At 58.9% G+C, this 25,137-nt stretch carries 25 protein-coding genes and 3 pseudogenes; 20 read left to right on the top strand and 8 right to left on the bottom strand.

Translation table 11 applies throughout. The annotated features are described in order from the left end of the window. Positions 1-15 precede the first annotated feature (15 nt). From ACFE8X_RS04335 to ACFE8X_RS04325, 3 genes are read left to right on the top strand one after another with little or no spacing between them, the layout of a single operon-like run. On the top strand, positions 16-1,341 hold the full coding sequence (locus ACFE8X_RS04335) for an ABC transporter substrate-binding protein (RefSeq protein WP_375450223.1): 1,326 nt from the start codon (positions 16-18) through the stop codon (positions 1,339-1,341). Positions 1,342-1,392: 51 nt separating this feature from the next. After that, complete coding sequence (locus ACFE8X_RS04330) at positions 1,393-2,283, top strand: carbohydrate ABC transporter permease (protein ID WP_375450222.1); 891 nt, start codon at positions 1,393-1,395, stop codon at positions 2,281-2,283. A gap of 1 nt (position 2,284) precedes the next feature. Then, complete coding sequence (locus tag ACFE8X_RS04325; RefSeq protein ID WP_375450221.1) at positions 2,285-3,118, top strand: carbohydrate ABC transporter permease; 834 nt, start codon at positions 2,285-2,287, stop codon at positions 3,116-3,118. 453 nt (positions 3,119-3,571) lie between these two features. Here ACFE8X_RS04325 and ACFE8X_RS04320 read toward each other — a convergent pair whose 3' ends face one another. Further along, positions 3,572-4,861: a sugar transferase gene (locus ACFE8X_RS04320; protein ID WP_375450220.1), complete on the bottom strand. Its 1,290-nt coding sequence runs from the start codon at positions 4,859-4,861 to the stop codon at positions 3,572-3,574. Between the two features lie 170 nt (positions 4,862-5,031). Here ACFE8X_RS04320 and ACFE8X_RS04315 point away from each other — a divergent pair, with 170 nt between their 5' ends. From ACFE8X_RS04315 to ACFE8X_RS04290, 6 genes are all read left to right on the top strand, one after another. Next, positions 5,032-5,655 (top strand): glycosyltransferase, encoded by a 624-nt coding sequence (locus tag ACFE8X_RS04315; protein ID WP_375450219.1) that lies wholly within the window; start codon positions 5,032-5,034, stop codon positions 5,653-5,655. A gap of 18 nt (positions 5,656-5,673) precedes the next feature. After that, on the top strand, positions 5,674-6,135 hold the full coding sequence (locus ACFE8X_RS04310; protein ID WP_375450218.1) for a glycosyltransferase: 462 nt from the start codon (positions 5,674-5,676) through the stop codon (positions 6,133-6,135). 95 nt (positions 6,136-6,230) lie between these two features. Further along, complete coding sequence (locus tag ACFE8X_RS04305) at positions 6,231-6,698, top strand: ABC transporter permease (protein ID WP_375450217.1); 468 nt, start codon at positions 6,231-6,233, stop codon at positions 6,696-6,698. A gap of 3 nt (positions 6,699-6,701) precedes the next feature. Next, a complete protein-coding gene (locus ACFE8X_RS04300; protein WP_375450216.1) occupies positions 6,702-7,058 on the top strand; it encodes an ABC transporter permease in 357 nt (118 codons plus the stop codon). Between the two features lie 4 nt (positions 7,059-7,062). Then, positions 7,063-7,806, top strand: coding sequence for an ABC transporter ATP-binding protein (locus tag ACFE8X_RS04295; protein ID WP_375450215.1), 744 nt, complete (start codon positions 7,063-7,065; stop codon positions 7,804-7,806). A 231-nt stretch (positions 7,807-8,037) separates the two neighbouring features. After that, positions 8,038-8,967, top strand: a complete 930-nt coding sequence (locus ACFE8X_RS04290) for a glycosyltransferase family 2 protein (RefSeq protein WP_375450214.1) — start codon at positions 8,038-8,040, stop codon at positions 8,965-8,967. Between the two features lie 12 nt (positions 8,968-8,979). Here the strand turns inward: ACFE8X_RS04290 and ACFE8X_RS04285 are convergent, their stop codons facing one another. Continuing rightward, positions 8,980-9,522 (bottom strand): hypothetical protein, encoded by a 543-nt coding sequence (locus tag ACFE8X_RS04285; protein WP_375450213.1) that lies wholly within the window; start codon positions 9,520-9,522, stop codon positions 8,980-8,982. 5 nt (positions 9,523-9,527) lie between these two features. Beyond that, positions 9,528-9,725: a glycosyltransferase gene (locus ACFE8X_RS04280; RefSeq protein ID WP_375450212.1), complete on the bottom strand. Its 198-nt coding sequence runs from the start codon at positions 9,723-9,725 to the stop codon at positions 9,528-9,530. A gap of 270 nt (positions 9,726-9,995) precedes the next feature. On the opposite strand from ACFE8X_RS04280, the pseudogene rfbB reads away from it, so the two are divergent. From rfbB to ACFE8X_RS04245, 7 genes and pseudogenes are all read left to right on the top strand, one after another. Beyond that, positions 9,996-11,053 (top strand): annotated as a pseudogene (gene rfbB, locus ACFE8X_RS04275) (dTDP-glucose 4,6-dehydratase). Beyond that, positions 11,050-11,943, top strand: coding sequence for a dTDP-4-dehydrorhamnose reductase (gene rfbD / locus ACFE8X_RS04270; protein ID WP_375450211.1), 894 nt, complete (start codon positions 11,050-11,052; stop codon positions 11,941-11,943). The pseudogene rfbB and the gene rfbD overlap by 4 nt, the downstream one beginning before the upstream one ends. Continuing rightward, a pseudogene (rfbA, locus tag ACFE8X_RS04265) lies at positions 11,940-12,863 on the top strand (glucose-1-phosphate thymidylyltransferase RfbA). Before rfbD ends, rfbA begins: the two are co-directional and overlap by 4 nt. Then, positions 12,820-13,362, top strand: a complete 543-nt coding sequence (rfbC, locus tag ACFE8X_RS04260) for a dTDP-4-dehydrorhamnose 3,5-epimerase (protein ID WP_375450210.1) — start codon at positions 12,820-12,822, stop codon at positions 13,360-13,362. The pseudogene rfbA and the gene rfbC overlap by 44 nt, the downstream one beginning before the upstream one ends. Continuing rightward, complete coding sequence (locus ACFE8X_RS04255; protein WP_375450209.1) at positions 13,359-14,093, top strand: SDR family oxidoreductase; 735 nt, start codon at positions 13,359-13,361, stop codon at positions 14,091-14,093. The genes rfbC and ACFE8X_RS04255 overlap by 4 nt, the downstream gene beginning before the upstream one ends. 113 nt (positions 14,094-14,206) lie before the next feature. After that, entirely contained in the window at positions 14,207-14,968 is a 762-nt protein-coding gene (locus ACFE8X_RS04250; RefSeq protein WP_375450208.1) for a hypothetical protein, read from the top strand. Between the two features lie 12 nt (positions 14,969-14,980). Next, a pseudogene (locus tag ACFE8X_RS04245) lies at positions 14,981-15,520 on the top strand (hypothetical protein); the annotation flags it as partial. A gap of 91 nt (positions 15,521-15,611) precedes the next feature. Here the strand turns inward: ACFE8X_RS04245 and ACFE8X_RS04240 are convergent. The 4 genes from ACFE8X_RS04240 to kdsA form a co-directional block, all read right to left on the bottom strand. After that, positions 15,612-17,036 (bottom strand): mannose-1-phosphate guanylyltransferase/mannose-6-phosphate isomerase, encoded by a 1,425-nt coding sequence (locus ACFE8X_RS04240; protein WP_375450207.1) that lies wholly within the window; start codon positions 17,034-17,036, stop codon positions 15,612-15,614. A gap of 64 nt (positions 17,037-17,100) precedes the next feature. Continuing rightward, positions 17,101-18,513, bottom strand: a complete 1,413-nt coding sequence (locus ACFE8X_RS04235; RefSeq protein WP_375450206.1) for a phosphomannomutase — start codon at positions 18,511-18,513, stop codon at positions 17,101-17,103. A 71-nt stretch (positions 18,514-18,584) separates the two neighbouring features. Then, on the bottom strand, positions 18,585-19,001 hold the full coding sequence (locus tag ACFE8X_RS04230; protein ID WP_375450205.1) for a CBS domain-containing protein: 417 nt from the start codon (positions 18,999-19,001) through the stop codon (positions 18,585-18,587). Beyond that, positions 18,988-19,869 (bottom strand): 3-deoxy-8-phosphooctulonate synthase, encoded by an 882-nt coding sequence (gene kdsA, locus ACFE8X_RS04225; RefSeq protein ID WP_375450204.1) that lies wholly within the window; start codon positions 19,867-19,869, stop codon positions 18,988-18,990. The genes ACFE8X_RS04230 and kdsA overlap by 14 nt, the downstream gene beginning before the upstream one ends. 258 nt (positions 19,870-20,127) lie before the next feature. Between kdsA and ACFE8X_RS04220 the strand changes: the two genes are divergently transcribed. Genes ACFE8X_RS04220 through ACFE8X_RS04205 form a run of 4 tightly spaced genes read left to right on the top strand, consistent with a single transcriptional unit; the run spans position 20,128 to position 23,229 of the window. Continuing rightward, positions 20,128-20,922 carry an HpcH/HpaI aldolase/citrate lyase family protein gene (locus ACFE8X_RS04220; RefSeq protein WP_375450203.1) on the top strand — a complete coding sequence of 265 codons (795 nt, stop codon included), beginning with the start codon at positions 20,128-20,130 and terminating at the stop codon, positions 20,920-20,922. A 1-nt stretch (position 20,923) separates the two neighbouring features. Further along, a complete protein-coding gene (locus tag ACFE8X_RS04215; RefSeq protein ID WP_375450202.1) occupies positions 20,924-21,703 on the top strand; it encodes an SDR family oxidoreductase in 780 nt (259 codons plus the stop codon). 3 nt (positions 21,704-21,706) lie between these two features. Next, positions 21,707-22,453 (top strand): SDR family NAD(P)-dependent oxidoreductase, encoded by a 747-nt coding sequence (locus tag ACFE8X_RS04210; protein ID WP_375450201.1) that lies wholly within the window; start codon positions 21,707-21,709, stop codon positions 22,451-22,453. Between the two features lie 8 nt (positions 22,454-22,461). Then, positions 22,462-23,229 carry a cytidylyltransferase domain-containing protein gene (locus ACFE8X_RS04205; protein WP_375450200.1) on the top strand — a complete coding sequence of 256 codons (768 nt, stop codon included), beginning with the start codon at positions 22,462-22,464 and terminating at the stop codon, positions 23,227-23,229. Positions 23,230-23,309: 80 nt separating this feature from the next. Here ACFE8X_RS04205 and atzF read toward each other — a convergent pair whose 3' ends face one another. Further along, the gene (gene atzF / locus ACFE8X_RS04200; RefSeq protein WP_375450199.1) at positions 23,310-25,136 is read right to left on the bottom strand and encodes an allophanate hydrolase; all 1,827 of its coding nucleotides are present in this window, start codon (positions 25,134-25,136) and stop codon (positions 23,310-23,312) included. Position 25,137 lies beyond the last annotated feature (1 nt).

Genomic DNA, 25,137 nt, shown 5'->3' with positions numbered 1-25,137 from the left:
AGTAAGGAGGAAATCATGCCCACAACGACCCTGTCGAGACGAACAGCACTGCTGCTGATCAGTACGGCCAGCGCCCTTCTCCTGGCGGCAATGCCCGTCATCGCCAAGGAGGCCGCTCTGACCACAGCCAATCTGGCCGAGCCTACGGCGCCGCTCACCATCACCTATGCCGGTGCCGCCTATGCGCCCGAGGACATTCAGCCCGTCCTCGACGCTTTCCACACGGCCCATCCCAATATTACCGTCGAGTACCAGTCCGTGCCCTTCGCTCAGTTCAACAGCGTGCTGTCGACGCGCCTCGACAATGGTGACGCCACGCTGGACGTCTATGACACCGACATGCCGCGCACCGATGCCTATGCTGCGCGCGGCTGGCTTGCCGATCTGACCGGCGTCTTTGGCGACCTGTCCAACGATATCGACCCGGGCTCGATCGAGGCCGCCACGGTGGACGGCCAATTGTTGGCCATGCCCTACCAGACCTCGACCAATATCCTTTACTACAACAAGACCCTGCTGACCGCTGCCGGCCTCGATCTTCCCCCGGCCGATCCGGCCGGCCGCATGACCTTCGAGCAGCTGGCCACCAACGGCAAGGCGGCCCAGGAAAAAGGCGCTAAATGGGGCGTGTTGCTCGATCAGTATGACCGCTATTACCAGCTCGAGCCGCTAGTGATCAGCGCTGGTGGCGGCCCGGGCGGCACTGGCGATGGCAATCTCACGCCCGACGTGGCGAGCGCCGGCTGGGTCAAGGCCATGAGTTGGTATAAGTCGCTATTCGACACAGGCTTGGCGCCGAAGGGCATCGCAGTCGCCGAAACACCTGACATCTTTGCCTCGGGCGCCGTCGCCTATTATGTCGGCGGTCCCTGGTGGGCCCCGAAGTTCGAAGCAAATGCAGATCTCGATTTCGGCGTCGCACCATTCCCCACCTTCGAGGGCGGCAAGCCCGCTACCCCAACCGGCGGCTGGTCGCTCGGCCTCAATCCGGCAAGCGAAAAGAAGGACGCCGCGCTGCTGTTCATGAAGTTCATGGGCCTCGACAACGGCGGCTACGCGCAATTCATGACCGCGCTCGCCGTACCACCATCCAACCTTGTCGGCGCTGAAGGTTTCTATGCCTCCAAACCGCTCCAGGCCCCGCGCATGGCCGGCGTCGTCGATCTCATCAAGTACGAGCTGGCCAACACCTCGGTGCTCCGCCTGCAGACGGTCGGTTTCGTCGAATTCGAGGACATTATCGGCCGCGCCTTTGGCGATATCATCAACGGCGCCGACGTTCAGGCTTCGCTTGATGGCGCCGCTTCCGAACTCGCGGATGCCTGGTCGAAGTACCAGTAGGCATGTTCTGCGCGGGCCCTCACCCCGCGCAGCCCTTCCCGGAGTTGCGTGATGCAAATGGCGAAAACCCACGACTGGCGCTGGCGCGACCTGACCAACGCCGCGCTATTCCTAGCTCCGGTCGTGGTGCTGATCATGGTGTTGCGCCTGGTTCCGGCATTGAGCGCGGTTGCGGATTCCGTGCAGTCAACCGGGATCGGGCGCAATGCGAGCACCCAATTCGTGGGCACCGAACATTTCGCCAAGCTTTTCAGCTCGGCCAATTTTTGGTCCTCCGTGCAGCAGACGCTGATCTTCAACCTGCTGGTCAATCCCATCCAGATCATCATAGCCCTTGCTCTGGCGGTCCTGCTGTCGCAAGGCCTGCCAGCCAGCGGCATCTGGCGCACTTTGGTCTTTCTGCCCTCGGCCGTGCCACTGGCTGGCTCGTCCATCGTCTGGGGCCTGGCACTGCGGCCCGATGGCCCGATCAATGGCCTTTTGGCACTGGCCGCCATCCCGCCACAGCCCTTTCTCACCAGCCCCGAGCAGGTCGTCTTCAGTATCATCCTGTTGGCCAGCTGGATCGGCTGCGGCACCTGGATGGTGTTCCTGATCGCCGGCCTCAAGGATATTCCGCCGGTCTATTACGAGGCTGCCAAGATCGACGGCTCGGACCCGGTCCGCACCTTCTTTCTGATCACCCTGCCGCTGTTGCGGCGGCCGCTACTGTTCGTGCTTGTCGCCGATACCGTGGCTAATTTCGTCCTGTTCGCACCGGTCCAAATTCTGACCGCCGGCGGGCCGCAGCGAAAATCCAATTTCTTGATGTACGACATCTTCCACCGCTCGTTCGACCTATCCGATCCGCACATGGCGGCGGCGGAACTGGTGGTGCTGCTGGCCATAATGATCGCCATCGTGGCGCTGCAGTTCAAGCTGCTGGGCGGACAGGAGGACTGATATGTCAAATGCACTCGGCAAGACCGTGCTGACCCTCATGGCTGTTTCGATATCGCTGATCTTCCTGCTGCCCATTCTCTGGCTGATGGCGAGCGCGCTGCGCCCCGTGGCCGAAACCTTTGCGGGCGGCGCCAACGTGGATTGGTACACCATCATTCCACGCCAGTGGACGCTGGAGAATTTCCAGTCGGCCCTCGACAAGGGCTTCCTGCGCAATCTGTTCAATAGTCTTCTGGTCGCCGGCATTTCGGTGGTGCTGGGCCTGGCGATCAGCGCTATGGCGGCTTTTGCCCTGGCGGTCATCCGCTTTCCCGGTCGCAAGCCGGTTTTCACCGCAATCGTTCTGAGCTTTCTCGTGCCCTTCGAAGCCATCGCCATCCCGCTCGCGCGCAACATGGCCGATTGGGGACTGACCAATACCGTGACCGCGTTGATCCTGCCGGGGCTGGGCAATGGCCTTGCGGTCTTCATCTTGCGTCAGTTCTTCCTGGGCGTGCCCTATTCCCTGGCCGAGGCCGCGCATATGGACGGGGCCGGGTGGTGGCGCATATTCTGGATGATCTACCTGCCGCTATGCCGCCCGGCGCTGATCGGCGCCGGGCTGATCCTGTTTCTCTTCCAGTGGCAGGCCTATATGTGGCCCATTTTGGTCGTATCGCAGGAAAATCTCGATCTGGCGCCTGTGTCGATCGCCAAGTCGTTCGGGGCCTTCTCGACCGACTATGGTAGCGTCTTCGCCCAGACCACGGCGCTGGCTCTTATTCCAGAGGGCGTGCTCCTGGTGCTGCAGCGCTATTTCGTGACCTCGATCGCCAGCTCCGGCAGCAAGGAGTAGGCGCACACGCCGCCATTGGCTGCACGAATGTCGAGCGCCCTCTCAAGTCGCAGCCATTCGATTGAGCAAGTCGAACTTCGCGCGGGCGGCGTGGGCCATCGCGAAGCAGGCTGCCGAGTCCGCATCATTGTGGCGGAGCGCCGCGACAATCTGACGATGTTCGACCACTGACGCCGCTTTCTGCGGGCGACCGTATCCATGTCGGTGCCAGAGCGCTGTTACCAGCTGTGCATTGCGATTCTGCTGCGGCGCTTGGTCCGATGAACCCGGTAAAGATCTTTGGGCCTAAGGATATTGATGGAGAGGGTCCGACCGTTGCCGGCCGATCGGTCCTAGAACCGTGCCGCCGCGGCTGGCCAGCTTCAGCACTGTCTTGAGGACCGGAGCGACCACCACTCGATCTGCGATTCTATCCAGCGCCGTTGTGCGCTGTCTGTGCAAGCTCAAGTAGGGCTATCGCGCTCCCTGTCGCAACAGGATGGTCCGAAATGTCCGTGCAGTTATGATAATGTCGAGATCCAGAGAGACATGTTTTAGATAAAACAGGTCATAAGACAGCTTTTCGACTTCCTCGTCTTCACTCTCTGCATAGCCTTGCGAGACCTGTGCCCATCCGGTAAGTCCGGGAAACAAGATTTGCCTGTTGATATACTGAGGCAATTTGGCTTCAAGAGCCGAGGCAACTTCGATTGATACAGGTCGAGGCCCAATAAAGCTCATGTCGCCCTTCAGGATGTTGAACAGCTGAGGCAGCTCATCCAGCCGAAGTTGACGCAACAGAACGCAGCCGGGCAGAATCCTGTCGTCGTTGATGGTCGTGGAGCCGACATGATCTCCGAGACGCATGGTTCGGAATTTGTATAGCCGAAAAACCGAGCCCGCATAACCGCGTCTTTCCTGCACGAATAGGCTTGGCCCACCGTCTATCAGGCGGATATAGACCCAGATCATGGAACAGATGACGGCTGCAGGAGTCAGTAGAAGCGCCACTGCGGCAACGTCCATCAAACGCTTGGTTCGATAGTAAGCAAGCTGGCTGGGTGAATAGGATATATCGCCAAGGTCAAAAGTCTTGATATCGACTTTGCCGAGATGGCCCTCCAGATAGACAGGCCACGTTTCAAGAGCCACGCCCCTCAAATAGAGCCGGGCGAGTACTGTCGCATACTCTGGCGTATGGTGCGCAACCGGGTCAATGAGAAGCCTGTGGATGTTGGCGCCAACGTCCTGCGCAGAAACCACCTGCACGGCCCTGCCTATCAGAGAAGCCACCTTCAGGGCGCCTGGAAAGTCTAATACGGCAACGGACTTCTTAAGAGCTCGAGCCAGCGAAACATTGGCGAACGACACACCCACTGCTGTCATGGGTAAGCTCGCCAGCAAGGCAATAAAGCTGATGGGGATGCGTGTTGCCGACAGGAACGCTATAAGCAGGGAGCCGGCAAAAGCGGTCGCGGCAAGCGCCAGAGTGACGGGATGATCACGTCTGGTCATTAGAAAAAGAAAGCTGATAGCGACAATCGGGATGGCGGCGGCTCCCGCTGCGCCTACGATGATGTTGTACCAGTCGGTGCGGCCGGCCGAAGCGAGTATGACCATGTAAAGTGTGGCATTGGCTGCCGCAGTCACCAACGTTGCGGGGATTGCCGCCCCGATCATGGCGACGTACTGGTGCTGATGGCGCCGCGCGCCTCGTCGGATCACGGCCTCCAGACCGGGATGGCGCCGCTTACTCGGCATCATTGCAACCTCATCAGCTTACGCCAACGAGCCTCTTGGCATTTTTGGAGGAGAAGTTTGTCCAAGTCAGGTCGAATCGGTAAGTCACTCTTAAAACCGGCAGATACGCGGCAAAAATATCGCGACGGTACTGCAGGCTTGATTGCGTATCTGTCAACCACAGGCGGAGCTCCATGAAAGTGCTCCACGTTTACAAAACATATTTCCCTGACGATTTTACCGGGGTACCACGCGTTATCCATTCCATAGCCGAAGGTGCTGCCTCAAAAGGGATTGAGAGTCACGTGTTTGCGTTGACCAAAGGGGCAGAGGAGGGTGTGTCAAAGGTTGGACATCACTTTGTTCATAAAGTGAGACGTGATTTTCAGGTAGCCTCGACAGATGTCTCAACCAGGGCCTTTACCACTTTTCGAACGCTGTCCGCGGGTGCCGACATCATCCACTATCACTATCCGTGGCCTTTCGGGGATCTCCTTTGGCTTTCTGCCGGGACCCGCAAGCCGGCAGTCATAACCTATCATTCCGATATCGTGAAACAGCTAAGGCTCTCCAAGATATATGCACCTCTCAGGAATCATTTTCTGTCGAGGGCCGACGCTATCGTTGCGACCTCTCCCAATTACGTTGCGACCAGCCCTGTTCTGCGCCAATTTTCGGAAAAGGTTCAGGTCATTCCAATCGGCATTGAGCCGCGCCCGAAGGTAGCCATTGGCACCCGTGACCACTGGCGTCGACAACTGGGGTCCGACTTCTTTTTATTTGTCGGGGCCGCACGATACTATAAGGGAATAGACTAGCTGCTTGATGCTACGAAAATGTCCGGACTGCCTGTGGTCATTGCTGGAGAGGCTGACGATTTGCAGCGCGCAAAGTTGCCCGCAAATGTCGTTGCGACGGGTAGGGTCAGCGACGAAGACAAGGAAGCGTTGCTCGATCTTTGTCGAGCCTTCGTTTTTCCGTCGCACTTGCGCTCGGAAGCATTTGGAGTGGCGCTCCTGGAAGCCGCGCGGTCCGGTAAGCCGATGATCAGTTGCGAAATCGGTACTGGCACAACTTATGTCAACGTCGATGGCGAGACAGGTATCGTCGTGCCCCCCCAAAATCCATCCCGCCTCGCTCAAGCAATGCAGAACCTTGCCGGTAATGCCGAAACTGCTGCCAATTTTGGCAGGGCCGCTCAGGAACGGTACAAGAATCTTTTCACGCAGGAACAAATGGCCGCAGCTTACGCCGACCTTTATCGGCAACTGGCTGGTCGCGGTGCAATGCGCCGATAACCGGATGGCGGCGGGTCTGCCAATGTCTAATAACTGGACGTGGCAGTGACCAAGTTGTAGACGGGCAGCAGTTTAAGCAGGAACGTCATATTCCTATGAGCGATATCCCAAACAGCGTTACCGTGATCAGCGTTGATCATGTGCCAAGGGCTGCAATGGAAGATTTGTGGAAGGGTCTCGAACGCTACGATATGTGGAGCCGTTTTGCTGCCCATGACATTCGCCAGCGGTTCAGGCGTTCCGTCCTTGGTCCATTTTGGCTGACCCTCAGCATGGGCATAATGGTCGCGGCGCTTGGCTTGGTATTTGGAACATTGTTTCAACAAGACGTTCGGGACACCTTGCCCTACATAGCGACCGGTCCGATTTTCTGGGGTCTGCTAACCAGCTGTATCAGTGAAGGCACGACAGTTTTTATCGGTAATGAGTCCTACATCCGCAATGTCCCTCTCCCCCTTAGCGTGCACGTGTACCGGATGTTGACGCGCAACATAATCATTTGGGGATTCAATATGGCAATCTACTTGGGAGTGTTGCTATTTTTCTGCATCAATCCCGGGTAGACAGTGCTTCTTGTCATTCCAGGGCTTGTCTTTTTCGCGATTAACATCAGCTGGATGGCATTGGCAGCGGCCATATTGTCCACTCGTTATCGCGATATTCCTCAAGTGACCCTGAATCTGATCCAGGTCGTGTTCTTTGTCACCCCGGTGTTCTGGTCGGTGGAAGTCTTACCCACTCGTCCCGCTTTCGTGCACTTCAACCCGATGTATCACTTGCTTGAAGTGGTACGAGCGCCATTGCTGGGAAAACTGCCGTCGTCGGAAAGTTGGCTTTCCGTCATCGCGCTTTCTGTCGCCGGTCTTGCGGTAACGGCTTATCTCTACCGCCGGGCATATGCTCGCATAGCCTATTGGGTTTGACTTTATGGCTCATATTTCAATTAAAGACCTATCGGTTGAATTCGCCGTTTTCGGTTCTTCCGCTCGGTCTTTGAAGAATACGATTGTCGCACAGGCGACTGGCGGCAAACTGATGGCAGGCGCGCGCGATATCGTTGCGGTGCGGGCAATCGACGGGCTTAATCTTGAAATCAAGAACGGCGATCGCATTGGGCTTGTGGGGCACAATGGTTCTGGCAAGACAACCTTGTTGCGTGTGCTGTCCGGCATATACAAGCCTGTCGCCGGGAGCATCCGAATCGAGGGCAAGGTCGGAACGTTACTGGACCCTCAGGCCGGCATGGACAACGAAGCGACCGGTATCGAGAATATTTACTTGCGTGGCTACTTGCTGGGCATGAACAAACCTCAGATCGACGAGCAGATCGAGGACATTGCCAACTTCACCGATCTTGGCGATTTCCTCCACCTGCCCATGCGAACATATTCTGCAGGCATGGCTGCCCGCTTGGCCTTCGGCATCTCGACGGCAATGCACAATGATATTCTCTTGATAGACGAAGGCATCGGGGCCGGTGATGCTGCATTCCAAGAGAAGGCACAAAAGCGGATTGAAAGCCTTTTCGCTCGCACATCCATCGTCCTGCTGGCTAGCCATTCGGAAGATCTGATCAATAGATTTTGCAACCGACGCTTGGAAATGGAGCACGGCAGGTTGGTCCATGATTCCCGAACATCGGTTGCCGCTAGCGCAACCATTGGCGGTTAATATTGGACGCAAGAGGCTGTTGTCGTTCGGGTTGCGACTGGGCGTATCTCGGCAACAACAACACTCATAAAGTCTCGAAGCGTGCACACGCGTTTTGCAATAACTGATGAAACGCTGCTGGCGCGGATCAAATGGTGCATGACCAGCGATATTGGCCCTCCAGATTGCGTCCGCCGCTGGTCGCCGCGCGATGTAACATCAGGCCAATGAACGCTTGGATGGGGGTTCTATATGTCAGGCAAGTCGCCCTCCTGCACTGTCTTGCTCTGCACTTACAATGGGGCTGCCTATCTCGATCAGCAATTGCGCTCATTGGCCGCTCAAACCGTACCGGTGCTGAACGTGTATGCCAGCGATGACGGGTCCAAGGATCAAACCCACGAAATCTTGCGGAACTGGCAGCAGAATCGGCGCAAGGGCGACTTCGTAATCGAAAAAGGCCCGCGACGCGGATTTGCGGAAAATTTTCGCAGTCTCATGTTGCGAGCGCCAGAGAACGATTTTTCAGCCTTCTGCGATCAAGACGACGTCTGGCATCCCGACAAGCTTGAGAGCGCAATGCTCCGGCTTGCGGGTTTGACGGATGACGCCTGTCTGTACGGCGGACGATCCGTTCTGGTCGATGGAGACGGTGAACCGATAGGACTTCCTCCGCTATTCTTGCGTCCCCCAGACGTCAAGAACGCGCTTGTTCAAAGCCTTGCCGCCGGAAACACCATGGTTCTGAACAGACCCGGGTTCGTCCTTCTCGCCGAGAGTGCACGCAGGACGCAGTTCCTGATGCACGATTGGTGGGCCTACCTGCTCGTTTCCGGCGCTGGCGGACGCGTCATCTACGATCCCATACCCCACATAGATTACCGTCAGCATGGCAAGAACGCCCTAGGAGGACGTATTGGTTTGGCAAAACGCCCCAAACGCCTGCTTGAGCTGCTAGGTGGGAAATACACCATATGGAACGATGCAAATGTGCAGGCGCTGGATCGTTGCTCAGACCTGTTAAGCCCCCATGCTTTGGATTGCCTTGCAGCGTTTAAAAGCCTTAGGACCGCGGGAAATGCGGTGTCGTCGATCATTCGGCTCATGCGCTCGGGAATTTATCGTCAGACGCGAAAAGGGGATTTGGCATTGGTGGCAGCGGCAATCCTGCGTCGTTTATAATCGGTCAGAATGCTAATCGTGGCCTCTGCCCATCCGCCCTGTCAGCCCATGGTAAAGGCCTCGCAACATCATCTTCCAATGGTCAGCGTGCGGTCTGGCAAACATGGCGTTGATCAAGAGGTGCAGACCAATCTTTGGTACCTTTAAAAACCGCCATTTGGCCGACAACCAGCGTTGGCGTAATAGCCATATGGTATTTCGGACCATATAGTAATGACGCATCGGACTATGTGTTGAAATTGTTCTGCCCATGACAGTCATGGGCTTTCCCAGTTGGTGGTCCATACTCACATCCTTGGCGATAAAGGAGGCATATCCTTGTCGCGATGCGCGCAAGCACCATTCGATATCGACATAATCTATGAAGAGATCGTCTTTCATGCCGCCGACAATGGCGATGACGTGCATCGGTATGATAGACCCGGACGCGATCACGTGATCGACCTCCAGGAGGCCTTCAAGCGCTTGTTCGCGCCCACGGGGTGTGAGACGTTTTTCGCTGTCCCAACGTTCGTCACCAAGCCGTGGTCCTACAACGGCAACCTTCTGGCCCAAGCTGATCAGAGCAATGCAATGCGATACCAGTTTTCAACCATGCCGTTGGAAGGAACGCTGTCTTGGTCGAGCAGCAAGATGTATTCGACGCGCCGTTCCTGTGCATGAGCGATGCCGATATTTTGGGCCTTGGCTATTCCTTTGTTCTCGTCCAGCGCAATAACATGCTGCCGATCTGGCAACGGTCCGAGTAACTCTCCCACTGCCGGGCCGGGAGAGCCATTATCAACGATGACTGCAAAGGAAACCTGTCTCTCAGCGCCTCCAGCAACTTCTTGAGCCTGGCGAGGTCCGGCCGATAGGTAACGATAACCGCAGCGACGTTTGGCGCTGCAGAAAGCTTTGCTGGACCATCGGACCCTCTACCTCATAGATGACGATTGCCTTTAGCGGACCAACCGCCCGAAGGCGAGAGCATGCCTTGTCATAACGAGCGTCCTCGACTATCAGGGCGCCAAACAGGGGACGTGGTCATGACCATCCTAGTTACTGGCGGCGCCGGGTTCATCGGCTCCAATTTTATCCTGGAGTGGTTTGTCAACGAACAAGAGCCCGTTGTTTGCGTGGACGCGCTCACTTATGCCGGCAACAAGTCCAACCTTAAGGACGTGTTGGCACGGGGCGACTTTTCGTTTGTTGAATGCAGCATTGAAGATGCTGCCCAGGTTCTGTCCATTCTGCAGCAGCGGCAGGTTCGGGCCATCATAAACTTTGCCGCTGAGAGCCACGTCGACAGATCGATCGTGGGCCCGCAAGCTTTCGTGCAGACTAACGTGATGGGCACGCTCCAACTGCTTGAAGCCGCGAAGTCCCACTGGACGTCGTTGAATGCTGACCAGCAAGCAAACTTCCGCTTCCTGCATATTTCGACGGACGAAGTCTATGGAACGCTGGGGCCCGACGATCCGGCATTCACCGAAGAAAATCCGTTCCGGCCAAACAGTCCCTATGCTGCCTCCAAAGCCGCTTCGGATCATTTTGTTCGTGCGTACGGTGAGACTTACGGGTTGCCGGTTCTGATCACCAATTGCTCCAATAATTATGGGCCGTATCATTTTCCCGAGAAGCTCGTTCCGCTCATCATCCATAATGCGCTGGCCGACAAGCCACTTCCGATTTACGGTGACGGGCAGCAGGTGCGTGACTGGCTATACGTTACCGACCATTGCTCGGCGATAAGGCGCGTATTGCAGGCGGGTATCGTAGGCGAGACCTATAACGTGGGCGGCAACAATGAAAAGGCGAACATCGACGTCGTGCGCAGCATTTGCGCAATTCTCGACATAGAGCGCCCCAGGGGTGATGGGAAAACCTATTCGGACCTAATTACGTTCGTGCGGGATCGGCCGGGGCATGACCGTCGATATGCAGTAGATGCCGGGCGGCTCCAACGCGATTTGGGCTGGTCTCCGCTGCAACGTTTGAGACCGGCATTGAAAAGACGGTCCGGTGGTATTTGGACAACCAAAGTTGGGTAGAAAGCGTCACCTCGGGAGCATACCGAAGCTGGGTTGACGCTCATTACGCATGAAAATTCTTTTGTTTGGAAAAAATGGTCAGGTCGGCTGGTCGCTGCAGCGGGCACTTGCACCCCTAGGAACACTCGTCGCTTGCGGCCGAAGTGAAGTTGACTTCGCCGATCCCAAGGCGCTGAAAGCGTTCCTGATTGAGCAGGACTGCGACGTTATCGTCAATGCAGCAGCCTACACTGCGGTGGATCAAGCCGAGTCTGAACCGGCCCTGGCCAAAGTGGTCAATGAAGCCAGCATCGCTATTCTCGCAGCCGACGCCGCGGCTCGCAATTGCTGGCTTGTGCACTATTCGACGGACTACGTATTCGATGGCAGCGCGCCAGATCGCTATCTAGAAACGGACGCCCCAAATCCTCTCAGTGTTTATGGCACAACAAAGTGGCGTGCTGAAATGGCCATCGCTGCGTCGGGCTGCAGGCATCTTATCTTTCGGACATCTTGGGTTCATAGCGCTCGCGGCCGGAATTTTATCAGCACCATCCTGGATTTGGCAAATACGCGCCACGAGCTTCGGGTGACCGCTGATCAGGTGGGGGCGCCAACGAGCGCCGATCTTGTTGCCGATGTCACGGCCCACGCTTTGCATCAGGCTGTCAAAGAAGGAGACTCCGCGTCCGGCACGTACCACCTTTCAGCGTCGGGCGAGATTAGCTGGCACGAATATGCCCGTTGGCTCGTTACTGTAGCTCCAGCCATGGGCTTTCAACTGGTGACCAAGCCTGACCGAGTTATTCCGATTACAATGGCCGAACATCCGCGAGCGGCCCGCCGGCCAACAAACTGTACGCTAGACACATCCAAGTTGCTTCGGCGATTTGCCCTCCACATGCCGAACTGGGAAGACGGAGTACTTCGTACCATGCAAGAACTTGCGGAAGCACGGCGATGACGCGGAAGGGCATCGTACTCGCTGGTGGATCTGGCATAAGGCTGCATCCGGCTACGCTATCCATGTCGAAACAGCTTTTGCCGGTCTACGACAAGCCGATGATCTACTACCCGCTTACCACGCTGATGCTCGGTGGCATGCGCGATATCCTCATTATTTCCACGCCTGATGACACACCGCGTTTCCAGCGATTGCTGGGTGACGGCAGTCAATGGGGACTGAACCTTTCCTATGCAGGACAGCCAAGCCCGGACGGCTTGGCCCAGGCATTTTTGGTCGGCGCCGATTTTATCGGGGACGGTCCCAGCGCCCTGGTGCTGGGGGACAACATTTTTCTTCGGCCACTCGCTCATCGATTTGCTGGATAGGGCGGACGCTCTCACGGAGGGCGCGACGGTCTTTGCCTATCACGTGCAGGACCCGGAAAGGTACGGTGTCGCCGATTTGACACCGCAGGTACGGTGATATCCATTGAGGAAAAGCCTGCGGTTCCGCGTTCTTCCTATGCTGTAACGGGCTTATATTATTACGACGGCACCGCCGTCGAACGGACACGCTCCTTAAAACCTTCCGCACGTGGCGAGCTTGAGATCACCGACCTCAACAGTCTCTACCTCAAGGAAGGCGCTCTTAAGCTGGAGATGATGGGTCGGGGCTTTGCCTGGCTTGACACCGGCACACACGATTCGCTGCTGGAGGCCGGGCAGTTCATCGCGACGCTCGAAAAGCGTCAGGGCTTCAAAGTTGCATGCCCCGAGGAAATCAGCTGGCGCCTGGGCTGGATCGACGACGAGCAGCTGCTTGCGCTGGCCCGCCCCCTCGGCAAAAGCGGCTATGGCCGCTATCTCGAAACCTTACCGAAGGAGCCACTCAGGTATGATAGCCTCACCACTCGCACTACCAGACGTAATCCTGTTTGAGCCGCAGGCCTTCAAAGACGATCGCGGTTTTTTCTTTGAAAGCTTTAACCAACAATTGTTCGACAAGGCGGTTGGCCGTCCGGTAACGTTTGTTCAAGACAATCACTCCGCATCATGCAAGGACGTTCTCCGCGGCTTGCATTATCAGACGGCGCCTTCCGCGCAAGGCAAACTGGTTCGCGTGGTTCGGGGAGCGGCATTCGATGTCGCCATCGACATACGCGACGGCTCGCTAACCTTCGGAAAGTGGGTTGGAGAGCTTCTGACGGGCGAAAATCGTCGGCAGCTCTGGATTCCCGAAGGTTTTGCTCACGGCTTCCTGGCCTTGGAGGATCACACTGAGTTCCTCTATAAGGTGACGAATTTCTACGACCGGAATTGCGATCGTAGCGTCCGCTGGGATGACCCGACCATTGGCATCGACTGGCCGCTCACGGGTGTACCTTTGCTTTCCGCCAAAGACGCTGCTGCCCCGTTCTTGCAGGAGAATAAGCAATGATCCTCGTGACCGGTGGTACCGGCATGCTTGGCCGGGACGTCGTGGTCGCGCTTGCGGCGGCAGGCATCGACGCGCATCTCGCTGATCGTTCCAAATTCGATTTGACGGATCCGCGTGGGGTCTACCACTATGTTGCCGGCCCCGCCGGTGTTATTCATCTGGCAGCTGAAACGAACGTCGACTTATGCGAGCGGGATCCGCGGCAGGCCGGCATCGCGAACCACTTGGCCACGCAAGCCATTGCGGTGGCGGCACAAGAGGCCGGCGCCTACCTTATATACATTTCGACTTCCAACGTGTTTGGCGCCGAAGGCAGGTTTTCGTACAATGAGTTAGACCTGCCTGCCTCCTTGAACTACTGCGGCAAATCAAAATTGATGGGCGAGAACGCGGTCCGGGCTGTGTTGCCGTCACGATCACTGATCATCCGTCCAGGTTGGATGATTGGTGGAGGACCCGAGCACGATCATAAGTTCGTCGGGCGAATAATCGGCCAGATCCGGTCCGGAGCCGAGGCGATTTCCGCTGTCTCCGACAAGTACGGCAGTATTACCTATGCCAAGCGGTTGGCCGAGTTCATTGTATGGGCCGTGCAGACACAGCATACCGGACTCGTTCATTTCGCCAGCATGGGCGCGGTGAGCAGGCTGCAAATCGCTGAATCAATAGGCTTGTTCTTCGGCTTTCCAGGGACCGTAAAGGGTGTCTCGTCTTCTGAGTATCCGCTGTAGGCACCAAGACCGCAGTCGGAAGCACTTGTTTCCATCTATATGCCGACGGATTTGGGTTCCCCTGGACCAAACGACTGGCGCACCGATCTCCAGGACTACCTTGAGGTGTTTAATTGACGCTCCGCTCCAAAGCTCGTGTATTCGGGCGCGTCGTTAGGACCGATGGTCTTGCAAACGCCCTCACGCTGGGCGGGTACACGCTATTCCCCCGCGCATTTGCTGCCTTGGCGCGCAGGGTGGCGTCTGGTGGATCCGTGTCGGAGCTTTCCACTGGCAATTACCTGCATGCCATACAGAATGTTCAGGACTACAAGCTCTGGTCGGACTACGGCGGCGGCGATGTAGCCGTTGAGTCCTCAGACAACCGACCCTGTTATATCTGGTTTGTGCCGGACTGGCTCAATGTTTGGGGCGGTGGCCACTACACGCTTTTTCGGTTCGCAAATCACTTTGCCAAGAGCGGTTCTCGCAACATCATATTTGTCTATGATAACCAGCGACATGGTACGCCGACCAAGCTGCAAAAAGAACTCGAAGATGCACTTGATGATTGCCAGATCGAGGTCATCGTCGATCCGGAAAAGCTTCCAAATGCAACTGGCGCGATCGCAACGACCTGGCAGTCTGCCTATAAGGTAAAGGCCTTTCCGCACGCCAAAAACAAACTGTACTTTATGCAGGACTACGAGAGTTATTTCTACTCGTTTGGAACGCAGTCGATGCAGGCGAACGCCACCTACTCATTCGGCTTCAGCGGCGTCACCGGTGGCGGATGGCTTAAACATTGCTACGAATCTCATGGTGGCACCGCGATCAACTATCGGTTTGCGGCGGATCGGTCGATTTTCTACCCGGCTGCCAAAAAAGTCCGCTGACTATTTTTTTACGGTCGCCCGTCAACAGAACGACGCTGCTTTGACTTGGGAATAGCCGGACTGTCTCTGATTAAAGAAAAATATCCTGACCTGGAGATTGTCATTGGTGGCCTGGAACTGTCTTCGCCGCCACCTTTTGAGGCAACCCTGCTGGGTAATATGACCTTGGCGCAGACTGGTGACCTCTATCGCACCTGCGATGTCGGGATGGCGTTCTCGGGCACAAATCTCTCTTACCTGCCGGTGGAACTGATGGCATCGGGCGTTCCGGTGATTTCCAACAATGGCCCCCATATTGAATGGCACTGCCAACACCTGACCAATAGCTATCTCGTTGACCCTGTGCCCCAATCGATACTGGAGGCTTACGAGGCGATGGCCGCTAGTGTCACGCTTCGTCAAAGTCTGGCTGATGGTGGCTTGCAGACGATGCGAGACCTGACCTGGGACAATGAAATGACCAAGGTCTTTGATCACGTCTCGCAGGTATGCGGCACGGCTTCGCCAACAGTTACAGTTAAGAAAGGAAAGAATGCCCCAAGCGAAGCCTAGCAAACAGTTGTAAAGCGAAACGTTGGCCTCGGCACTCTAGCCGGATTTATCGGCGAGTTCAAAGAGCCGTGCCAATTGGCTGTGGTCTGCTTTAGCCTGCCCTCCCGAACTCGTCCTCGATGCGGATGATGTCGTCCTCGCCTAGGTAGGATCCGGTTTGCACTTCGACGACTTCGAGTAGGATTTTGCCGGGATTGGCGAGGCGGTGCGTACAGCCAAGGGGCAGGTAGATCGACTGGTTCTCGCTGAGGACGGTGATCTTGCCGTCCACGGTGACTTCCGCCGTGCCGCTGACCACGACCCAGTGTTCGGACCGGTGATGGTGCTTTTGCAGCGACAGCTTTTTGCCGGGCTTGACGAAAAGCCGTTTCACCTGGAAGCGCTCGCCCAGTAGCACCGACGCGTAACCGCCCCAGGGCCGGTACGCCGTTTTATGCACATCAGTCAGGCCTTGCGTTTTGGCGTCTTCCTTGAGGCTTTTGGCCAGGGCGCCGACCCGTTGCGCCTGTGACAACCGCCCGACAAAGATGGCGTCCTCGGTGGCAATCACCGCCACGTCGTCCAATCCCTCGACAACGACATGCGCATTGTCGGTAACCACCAAGCAATTGGTCGTGTTGGACAGCAGCGATGGTCCGACGGACACATTGCCTGCGGCATCGGGCGTCAGCGCCTGCCAGACCGCATTCCAGGCGCCAAGGTCGGACCAGCCAAAACTGACCGACAGGACCGCGGCTTTGTCGGTACGCTCGAAAATCGCGTAATCGACCGAAATGTTCGGTGCCGTTGCAAAGGCTTCTTCATCAAGGCGCACGAAATCCAGATCGCGTTTTGCCTTGTGGACGGCGGTATGGGCAGCCCGTTTGGTGTCGACAGCGAGACGCTCGCATTCCGCCAGGAACACCGCTGCCGAGAACATGAACATGCCCGAATTCCACACATAGCCACCCTGTCCAAGCATGGCTTGCGCCCCGTCCAGGTCGGGCTTTTCGACGAAGCGGCCGACCTTGCGGACCTGGGTGTTCACCTCTGTGCCCAAGGCGATATAGCCATAGCCGGTTTCCGGCCGGTCCGGCGTTATGCCGAAGGTCACGAGCCAGCCGTCCCGAGCGGCTGCCGCAGCGGTCGTCACCGCCCCATGGTAGTCCGCGTCATCGGCGATGGCGTGGTCGGACGGCAAAACGTTTAGAACAGCGTCGGCATCTTGCGCCAAGGCCGTTTCCGCGGCTGCGGCAATGGCCACAGCCGTATTGCGCGACACCGGCTCGAGCAGGATCGCGCCCAGCGCGACACCGACCTCCAGCGCCTGCTCGGCCACCAGGAACCGATAGTCGGCATGCGTCAGAATGATCGGCGCGCCATAGCGTGCACGATCGGCCACGCGCAACAGGGTCTGCTGGAACAGACTAAGCGCGCCAAGCAGCGGTATGAATTGCTTGGGTCTTGCCGACCGTGACATCGGCCACAGTCGGGTTCCCTGTCCGCCGGCGAGGATGACTGGAATGATTTCGCTCATGAGCGAGCCTTTCAATGAAACGTACCGACCGCTTGGTGGGCAATAGACGAGCAAAGGGCTGTTGTCACCCAGGCGACAATGCCGTTTCTGCAGCCTTCAGGCCCCATGCAAGCGCTTCGCGCGCCTGCTCGGCATTGCCGGCTTCCACATAGCAGCGCAGCTCCGGGGCATTCCCCGAAGCGCGATAGTGGATCATGGTCCCGTCATCGAGCCAGAACTGAAGCCCGTCCACATCGGCGTGGCGGACCACGGCCCGGTGGCTGAAATGGCGTGCAGCGTGATCGGCATTGCTCAATCGCCGCAGGAACGCTGCGCTTGACTCGGCCGGAACGTCGGTCAGCCGGTCGCTCAAGGCAGACCGTAGCGGCAATGCGTCGACCATGTCCGCGAGTGTCTTGCCCTGCCGTGCGGCAAGGCCAATGGCGCAGATCAGCGGCAAAGCCGCGTCGCGCGTCATCAAGGCAGTTAAAGTGCCCCGTTCGAGCTCGATTGCGGTGCCCAGCAGCGTACCGCCATTCGCCTCGAAGCCGATCACCGATGTGCCGGAGCCGCTTACGCCCTGCATGCCTTCGATAACGTAGGGCGACCCGACTCGCGTGCGGATAACCGATTGGAACGCGCCCAGCGCCTCAACTGCCGTATTCGAGGTGACCGGCGTAACGACCGCCTGGGCCTTGAGAAACAGCGCGGTCAGCAAGCCCAGCGTGTCGCCGCGCACAAAACGGCCCTTGCCGTCCATCAGCAGCGGCCGGTCTCCGTCGCCGTCTGCCGAAACGATGGCATCAAGATTGTGGTCACGCAGCCAGTGCGCCAGCGGCGCGAACACCGGATCGCCAAAGGCCTCGGTATCGACGGCGACGAAATGCTCGACCCGGCCGAGCGACACGACGTCGGCGCCAAAGGCGGTCAATATCGCGGCCAATGCCTCGCGCGCGACGCTGGAATGCTCGAACACGCCCAACCTCCAGCCCGCAAGAGCTTTCGGCGGCAGCACATGTTCGAACCGTTGCAGATACCGCAGCTTTGCCGCTTCTGTCTCGTCAACGCCAGAGACGGTGTAATCGCCGCGTTCAGCACCGCGGACATGCGCCACAATGCCGGCCTCGTCGGCCTTGGTGATTTCTCCGCTCCGGCGATAGAATTTTAGCCCGTTGCGATCCGACGGAATGTGGCTGCCGGTCACCATGATGCTGGGAGCATCCGCTGCCATGGCGTGCAGCGCCAGCGCCGGCGTTGCCAAAGCCCCGCAATCCACCGGCCTGACGCCCAAGGCCGCCGCCGCGGCGATGCAATCGGCGGCAATGGCCTGACTGCTCGGGCGCAGGTCCCGGCCAATGTAAAGCGTGTCAGCTCGTTCAGCGCTGGCTTCCAGGTGACGCAGAAAAGCCGAGGTGTAAACGCGCGCCGCGTCGCCGGCGAGGTCCACGACCAGGCCCCGCAACCCGCTGGTGCCAAATTTCAAGCTGTTTTGTGTCATCGTCTCTGCTTGAGTAAGAGGTCAATGCCGCCACCGCGAATCATTGCGCGGGGCAACGTGAATTGACCGGGTCAATCGGCGTTGAGCAGGATCTGCACGACGGGATGCAGATGCAGGAGGCCGACAAGCGTGTCGTTGTCGCCGATCACCGGCAGGTCCCAAACCTGCTTGGTTTCCATGAGGTCGATGGCCTCCGACAAAGGGGCGCCGTCGCGCACGGTCGCAGGTCCCTTGACGGCATGATCGATGACGTCATCGGAAAAAAACGACGAGAACGGCTTTTGCACTTTGAGAAGCCGCCGGCGAATATCGCCATCGGTCAGAATGCCGGCGAGCTTGCCGTCCGCATCGGCGACACAGACGATGCCGAGGCCCATCTTGCCCATTTCCTCCAGTGCCGACTTGAGGAAAGTCGACGGCGGCGTGACTGGAAAGCGCCCCAGAGGCAGCATGACGTCGCAAACCAGGAACGCATCAGTTTTCGACATGAATTTGATCCTCTCCGAACTTTTCCAGAATTGCCAGGCGGGTCTCGTGCACCAGTTTTGCCTGCGAGAGGACATTGGCCAGATACTTGATGTCGAGGACCGTATTGGCGTCCGACAGGGCGTTGGGTGGATCGTCGTGTGTTTCCATGAACAGCGCATGTACCCCGCAGGCCACCGCAGCGCGGACCAGATAGGGAATGTATTCGCGCTGGCCACCCGACACATTGCCCATGGAGGTCGGCATCTGGATCGAATGAGTGGCATCGAAGCTGACCGGGTAGCCGGTACGGGCCATGATCGGAAAACTGGTCATGTCGTTGACCAGCATATTATAGCCCATGAATGTGCCGCGGTCCGCCAACAGGATTTGCTGGCAGCCGCTCGCCTCGAGCTTGCGAACGGAATTCTTCATGTTCCAGGGGCTCATGAATTGCCCCTTCTTGACGTGGACAGGACGTCCGGTCAGGGCCGCGGCGCGCAGGATGGAGGTCTGCCGGCACAGATAGGCAGGAATCTGCACCATGTCGCACACTTCCCCGGTCGCTGCCGCCCAGGATGCATCGGAAAAATCCGACACGACGGGCACGCCGAATTCGGCCCGTACGTCGGCCAGGATTTGTAGTCCTTCCTCCATCCCCAGCCCGTGGAAGCTGTCCGGGGACGAGCGGCAATCCTTGTCGTAGCAGGATTTATAAATCCACGGGACGTCCAGCTCCCGACAGATCTTGCCTATCATGTCGGCCATTTTCAGCGCATGATCGCGGCTCTCGATGGCGCAAGGTCCACCAATAAAGACAAGCGGCAGCCGCGGACCGATGTGAACCTTGGTCACATCACCGTAGCCGACTTCGATCGTTTTAAGCTGCATGTCAGAGTTTATCCATTGTGGTCATCTCGATCTGCCCAAATCGATCCATCATTCCAGCTCCTCATAACCGTGCAAGGCGGCAATGTCATGGGCGCCGTGATCATCCCGCTTCATCGTAGGGGCCGGGATCGCAACGGCAACCTGGCTTGCCAAAGTGGCCCTGGAGATCAAGATGATCGTCGGTACCTGCCCGCAGGAAGCAGTTGTCGGCGCGCGGAACCTGATGATACAGCTTCGGCAAACAACCGTGGTTTTCCGATGACATTTGCCGATCAAATTGCGCGCCGCAAGGCACTGAAATCAAAGCTTCGCAACCGCGAACGGGCGTTCGGGGGCTGGGTCTCGTATCCCGACCCGGCCATCACGGAGACGTTCGCGCGTGCCGGCTTTGATTTCATCGCGATCGACATGGAGCACACCACGATCTCATTGGAGCAGGCCAAGCACATCATCACCTCGTGCCATGCCGAGGGCACGACCTGCCTGCCGCGACCGGTTTCGCACAGCAATGATATCATCAAGCCGCTGCTGGAGGCCGGTGCCGACGGCATGATCATCCAGATGGTCGAGACCGCCGAACAGGTGCGCAATCTGGTTCGGGACCTCAAGTTCCCGCCCGTCGGGCGCCGCAGCTATGGCGTCAATCGCGCCCACGGTTATGGGTTCGATTTCGACAGCTACATCACCGAGTGGAATGCGACATCGAGCTTCATCATCCAGGTCGAATCGATCACCGGCGTGGAAAACATCGATGAGCTCCTGGCATTCGATGAAGTCGACGGCGTGATGGTGGGTCCCTACGATATTTCGGGCTCGCTCGGCGTGCCGGGCCAGATCAACCATCCCCTGGTCCGCGCCGCTGCCAAGACGGTGGTCGAGGCCTGCGCGCGGCACAACAAGAGCTGCTGCACCCAGCTCCAGCAGGTTTCGAGCGAAGCCGTGCAGGACGTGTTCGACCAGGGCTATACCTTCGTCATTCTGGGCTCCGACCTGTTCGTGCTCTGGAAGTGGGCGGAGCAGACCGGCGCCGTCGTCGACCAGTTCAGGAACTGACATGTCAGAATTTGTAAAGCAGCTGTTTGACCTGTCCGGCCGCGTGGTGGCCGTTACCGGTGGCGGCGGACATCTGTGCGGGGAAATGGCGCGCGGCTTCGGCAAGGCCGGCTGCAAGCTTGCCATTCTCGATCTTCGCCTCGAAAAGGCAGAGGCAGTGGCCGGGCAAATCCGCGATGCCGGCGGCCAGGCGATCGGCGTGGCCCTCGATGCCACAAGCAAGGCCGATTTTTCCGCCGCCCTGGCCGCGACCGTCGAACCATTTGGGCCGGTCGATATCCTGGTCAACGGGGCGGGCATCAACAGCTCGACTCCGTTCTTCGAGATGGAACTTGAGGAATGGAACAGGGTGATGGATTCCCAGATCACCAGCACCTTCCTGGGCTGCCAGGTGTTCGGCGAGCACATGGTCGCGAACGGGCGCGGCAATATCATCAATATTTCGTCCGCATCGGCCGGCCCGCCGCTGTCCAAGGCCTTCCCATACTCGGTCGCCAAGGCGGGCATCAAGAACCTGACGCAAAATCTGGGCCGGGAATGGGCCAAGCAGGGTGTCCGCGTCAATGCCATTCGCCCAGGCTTCTTTCCCACCGAATGGAACCGCAAGAACTTCATCACCCCCGATCGCGAGGCTGCCATCTTGGGCCATACGCCGATGGGGCGCTATGGCGAGGTGTCCGAGCTCGTGGGTGCAATGATCTGGCTCGCCTCCGATGCTTCGGGCTTCGTGACCGGCGCCGAGATCGCGGTTGATGGTGGCTATTCGGCCATGACGATCTGAGCGATGCAGCGCACAGTCATCATTACCGGGGGCAGTCGCGGCATTGGCCGCTCGCTCACCGAAGGCTTCGTGGCCGCCGGCTACGCCGTAGTGGTCGGCGCCCGCAATGCCAGCGGCATTGAGGAGGTGTCCCCCGACCAGGTCCGTTTTGTCCCCACCGATGTGCAGCATGAGGCGGACCATCAGCGGCTCGTCGACACGGCGATCGAGTGGACGGGACGGGCCGACGTTTATATCAACAATGCCGGTTTTTCGGCCTGGCGGCCGATCGGTGCGATCGATAGCGACTTTTTCGACGGCATGATGAATGTCAATCTCAAGGGGGCGTTCTGGGGGTGCAAGGCGGCTGCCGCCGCGATGACGGACGGCGGCGCCATCATCAATATTTCCAGCCTGGCGGGAAAGCGCGGGACCTCCAACAATGCGATGTATGTGGCCACCAAGTTTGCCATGAACGGGCTAACCCAATCGCTGGCCAAGGAACTTGGACCGCAGCGCATTCGCGTCAACGCGCTCTGCCCGGTGCTGGTCCGCACCCCTGGCCTAATGGATGCCCTGATGACGGATTGGTCGCCGGCCAGGGGCGATCCCGAGAGTTTTCTTGCCGGTTTCACCGCAAGCCAGACAGCTCTGGGCCGGCTGCCCACCGGCGAGGAAGTCACCAATATGGCGCTGTTCCTCGCTTCCGAAGGCGCCTCCGCCATCACCGGACAATGCATCAATGTCGATTGCGGCGTCTTGCCCCAATAAGGGTTCAAATGACCAGGATCATCGCCGTCATTCCGTCCCATCTCGCCTCGGTCAGGTTCCCGCGCAAGATCCTGTTTCCGTTTGCCGGCGTGCCCATGATCGAGCATGTCCGTCGACGGGCGCTGCTCGCCAGCGGGCTCGAGGATGTCTATGTCGCCACCTGCGACACCGAAATTGCCGATGCCGTTGCCGGTTCGGGCGGCAAGGTGATCATGACGGCGGACACTCATCGCAACGGCACCAGCCGGGTTGCCGAAGCGGTCGCCAAGCTGGATTGTACCCATGTGCTGCTGTTGCAGGGGGATGAACCGCTGCTGTTGCCGCGCCATGTCGAGCAGGTCATTGCCGCAATCAATACCGAGCCGGGCGGCGACGCGTGGAATGCCACGGCCCCGATCAACGAGCCCGAGGAACTCGACCGCCATTCCTTCGTCAAATGCAGCGTAGCGCCGTCGGGCCGCTGGATCTATGCGTTCCGCCGCTCGCCCTCGACGGCGGCCTTTGCCGACCAGCAGCGTTATATCCGCAAGGTGCTCGGGCTGATCGCCTATCGCCGCGATTACCTGATGGACCTATCGGCGATGCCGCCAGGGGTCGTGGAGACGCTGGAATCGATCGAGCAGATGCGCATCATTGAAAATGGCGGGCTCATGGTGTCCGTGCCGGTCGAGGAAAGCCTGCCCTCGGTCAACGAACCGCATGAGGCGGACCTCGTGCTCGATCACATCCGCAACGATATCGAGCAGCAGTCCCTTCTGGAAAAAGTGCTGTCGTAGATTTCGGCCATCGGGCCCGCCATGGCTCTGTTGCCGGCACACCCCGTCCTGCCGGCATCGGATAGGCCCTCGCTCCAGCTCTACTTTGGCCCAGGCCCCACAGGCTGGCGCGAGGCGATGAAGGCGCGCCAGCCGCCATGCTGGGTGACTTCTTCGGCGCCGGTCAGCGCATGGGGCTCGCACAAAAAGCCGGATACGCTGCTCCCGTCATCAAGGCTGATCTTGCCGACGCCGAGCGGCGCCGGAATCCGGGCCACGAATTGTCCGAACGCCTGGGGCGACAAGGCCCAGACTTCAACCGCAAGACCCGGACCGGCAAAGCCAGGCTCACGGATCATGCCCGGCTTGGGCGGCACCGTGCCCGGGAGGGCATAAAGGCGATAGTCGCTCGCCGTGCGGCAGCTTTTGATCAACCGGCCGCCAGCACCGGTGATTTCCCCATTGAGCGGCATGCCGCTCAGATGCGCGCCGACCGCGACAAGCGGGATCAACGCGCCGGGGGCTGGGGAAATCTGGCTGGCTTCGGGCAAAACCGCGCCCTTGTCACGGCCCATGCCGCGTGCGCCCAGGCGATGCAGGGCATCGGCAAGCGGCGCCAGCGCCTCGTCGGTAAACGCCGGCGCGATCAAGGTGACCCCGGCCGGCAAATGGTCGTCGCTGTCAAAGCCCGCCGGGACGGCGATGGCGGCACAATCGAGCAGGTTGACGAAATTGGTGTAGCGTCCGAAATGGCTGTTCTTGCGGACGGGATCGGCCAGCATTTCGGCGACCGTGTAGGTGGTCGGCGATGTCGGCAACAACAGCACATCGACCTCTTGCCAGGTGGCCTCGGTCTGCCGGCGGAGCGCTTCGAGCTTGTACTTGCCGTTGAACGCCTGCACGGCAGTCTTGCCCGTTGCGCCTTCGATGATGCCGCGCACCACCGGGTCGAAATCCTTCGCATTGCTCGCCAGAAAGCCTTCGACCGCCGCCAACCGTTCGGCAACCCAGGGGCCGTCATAGAGCAGCGCTGCAGCCTCGCGGAACGGCGCATAATCGAACGCCACGATCGTTGCGCCCAGCGCGCGTGCGTTCTCGATCGCCGTGTCGTAGAGCGTCTCTACCTCGTTATTGCCGAAAAATTCCCGCTCGGTCTCATTCAACACGCCAATGCGCAAGCCCGCTACCGGCAGCTCCGCCCATTGCGGGCGGCGTGAGAATGGATCGGCAGCGTCGAAGCCCTCGGCGATGCGGCGCACAGTGACGCCATCGCCGACCGTGCCGGCAAAAATGGTCACGCAATCGATGCTGCGGCAGGCCGGCACGACCCCGCTATTGGGCAGCAGACCCGGCGTCGGCTTGATTCCCACCAGGTTCTGGAATGCTGCGGGAATGCGGCCCGAACCTGCCGTGTCGGTGCCGAGCGAAAAGCTGGCAAAACCCGCGGCCACCGCAACACCCGAGCCGGAACTGGAGCCGCCCGACACATAAGTGGCATCGAACACCGAGCGCGGCGCGCCATGGGGCGAACGCGTTCCATTGAGCCCGGTGGCGAATTGATCCAGATTGGTCTTGCCGATCAGAATGGCACCTGCGGCCCGCAACCGCGCCACGACCGTGGCATCCCCCGCGGGCTGGTAGGCGAAGGCGGGGCAGGCGGCGGTGGTAGCAAACCCGGCCGCATCGATATTGTCCTTGGCGGCAAAAGGAATGCCCCAAAGCGGCAGGCTGTTGGGCTGGGGGTGCTGCGCCATCAACGCTCGGGCGGCGGCGCGCAGGTCCGCATCACTCGCCTCTGTGATGAAAACCGCCTTGTCGGGCCAGGCGGCACGGCGTTCGATCACCGCCTCGATGACATCGAGCGGGGTCGCGGTGCCATCGGCATAGAGCGCCCTGAGGCTGGCAAGGTCGAGAATGATCGGCAGCATG

This window comes from uncultured Devosia sp., from assembly GCF_964244875.1.
GTDB lineage: Bacteria > Pseudomonadota > Alphaproteobacteria > Rhizobiales > Devosiaceae > Devosia.
This window is presented reverse-complemented; position numbering and strand designations above follow the sequence as displayed.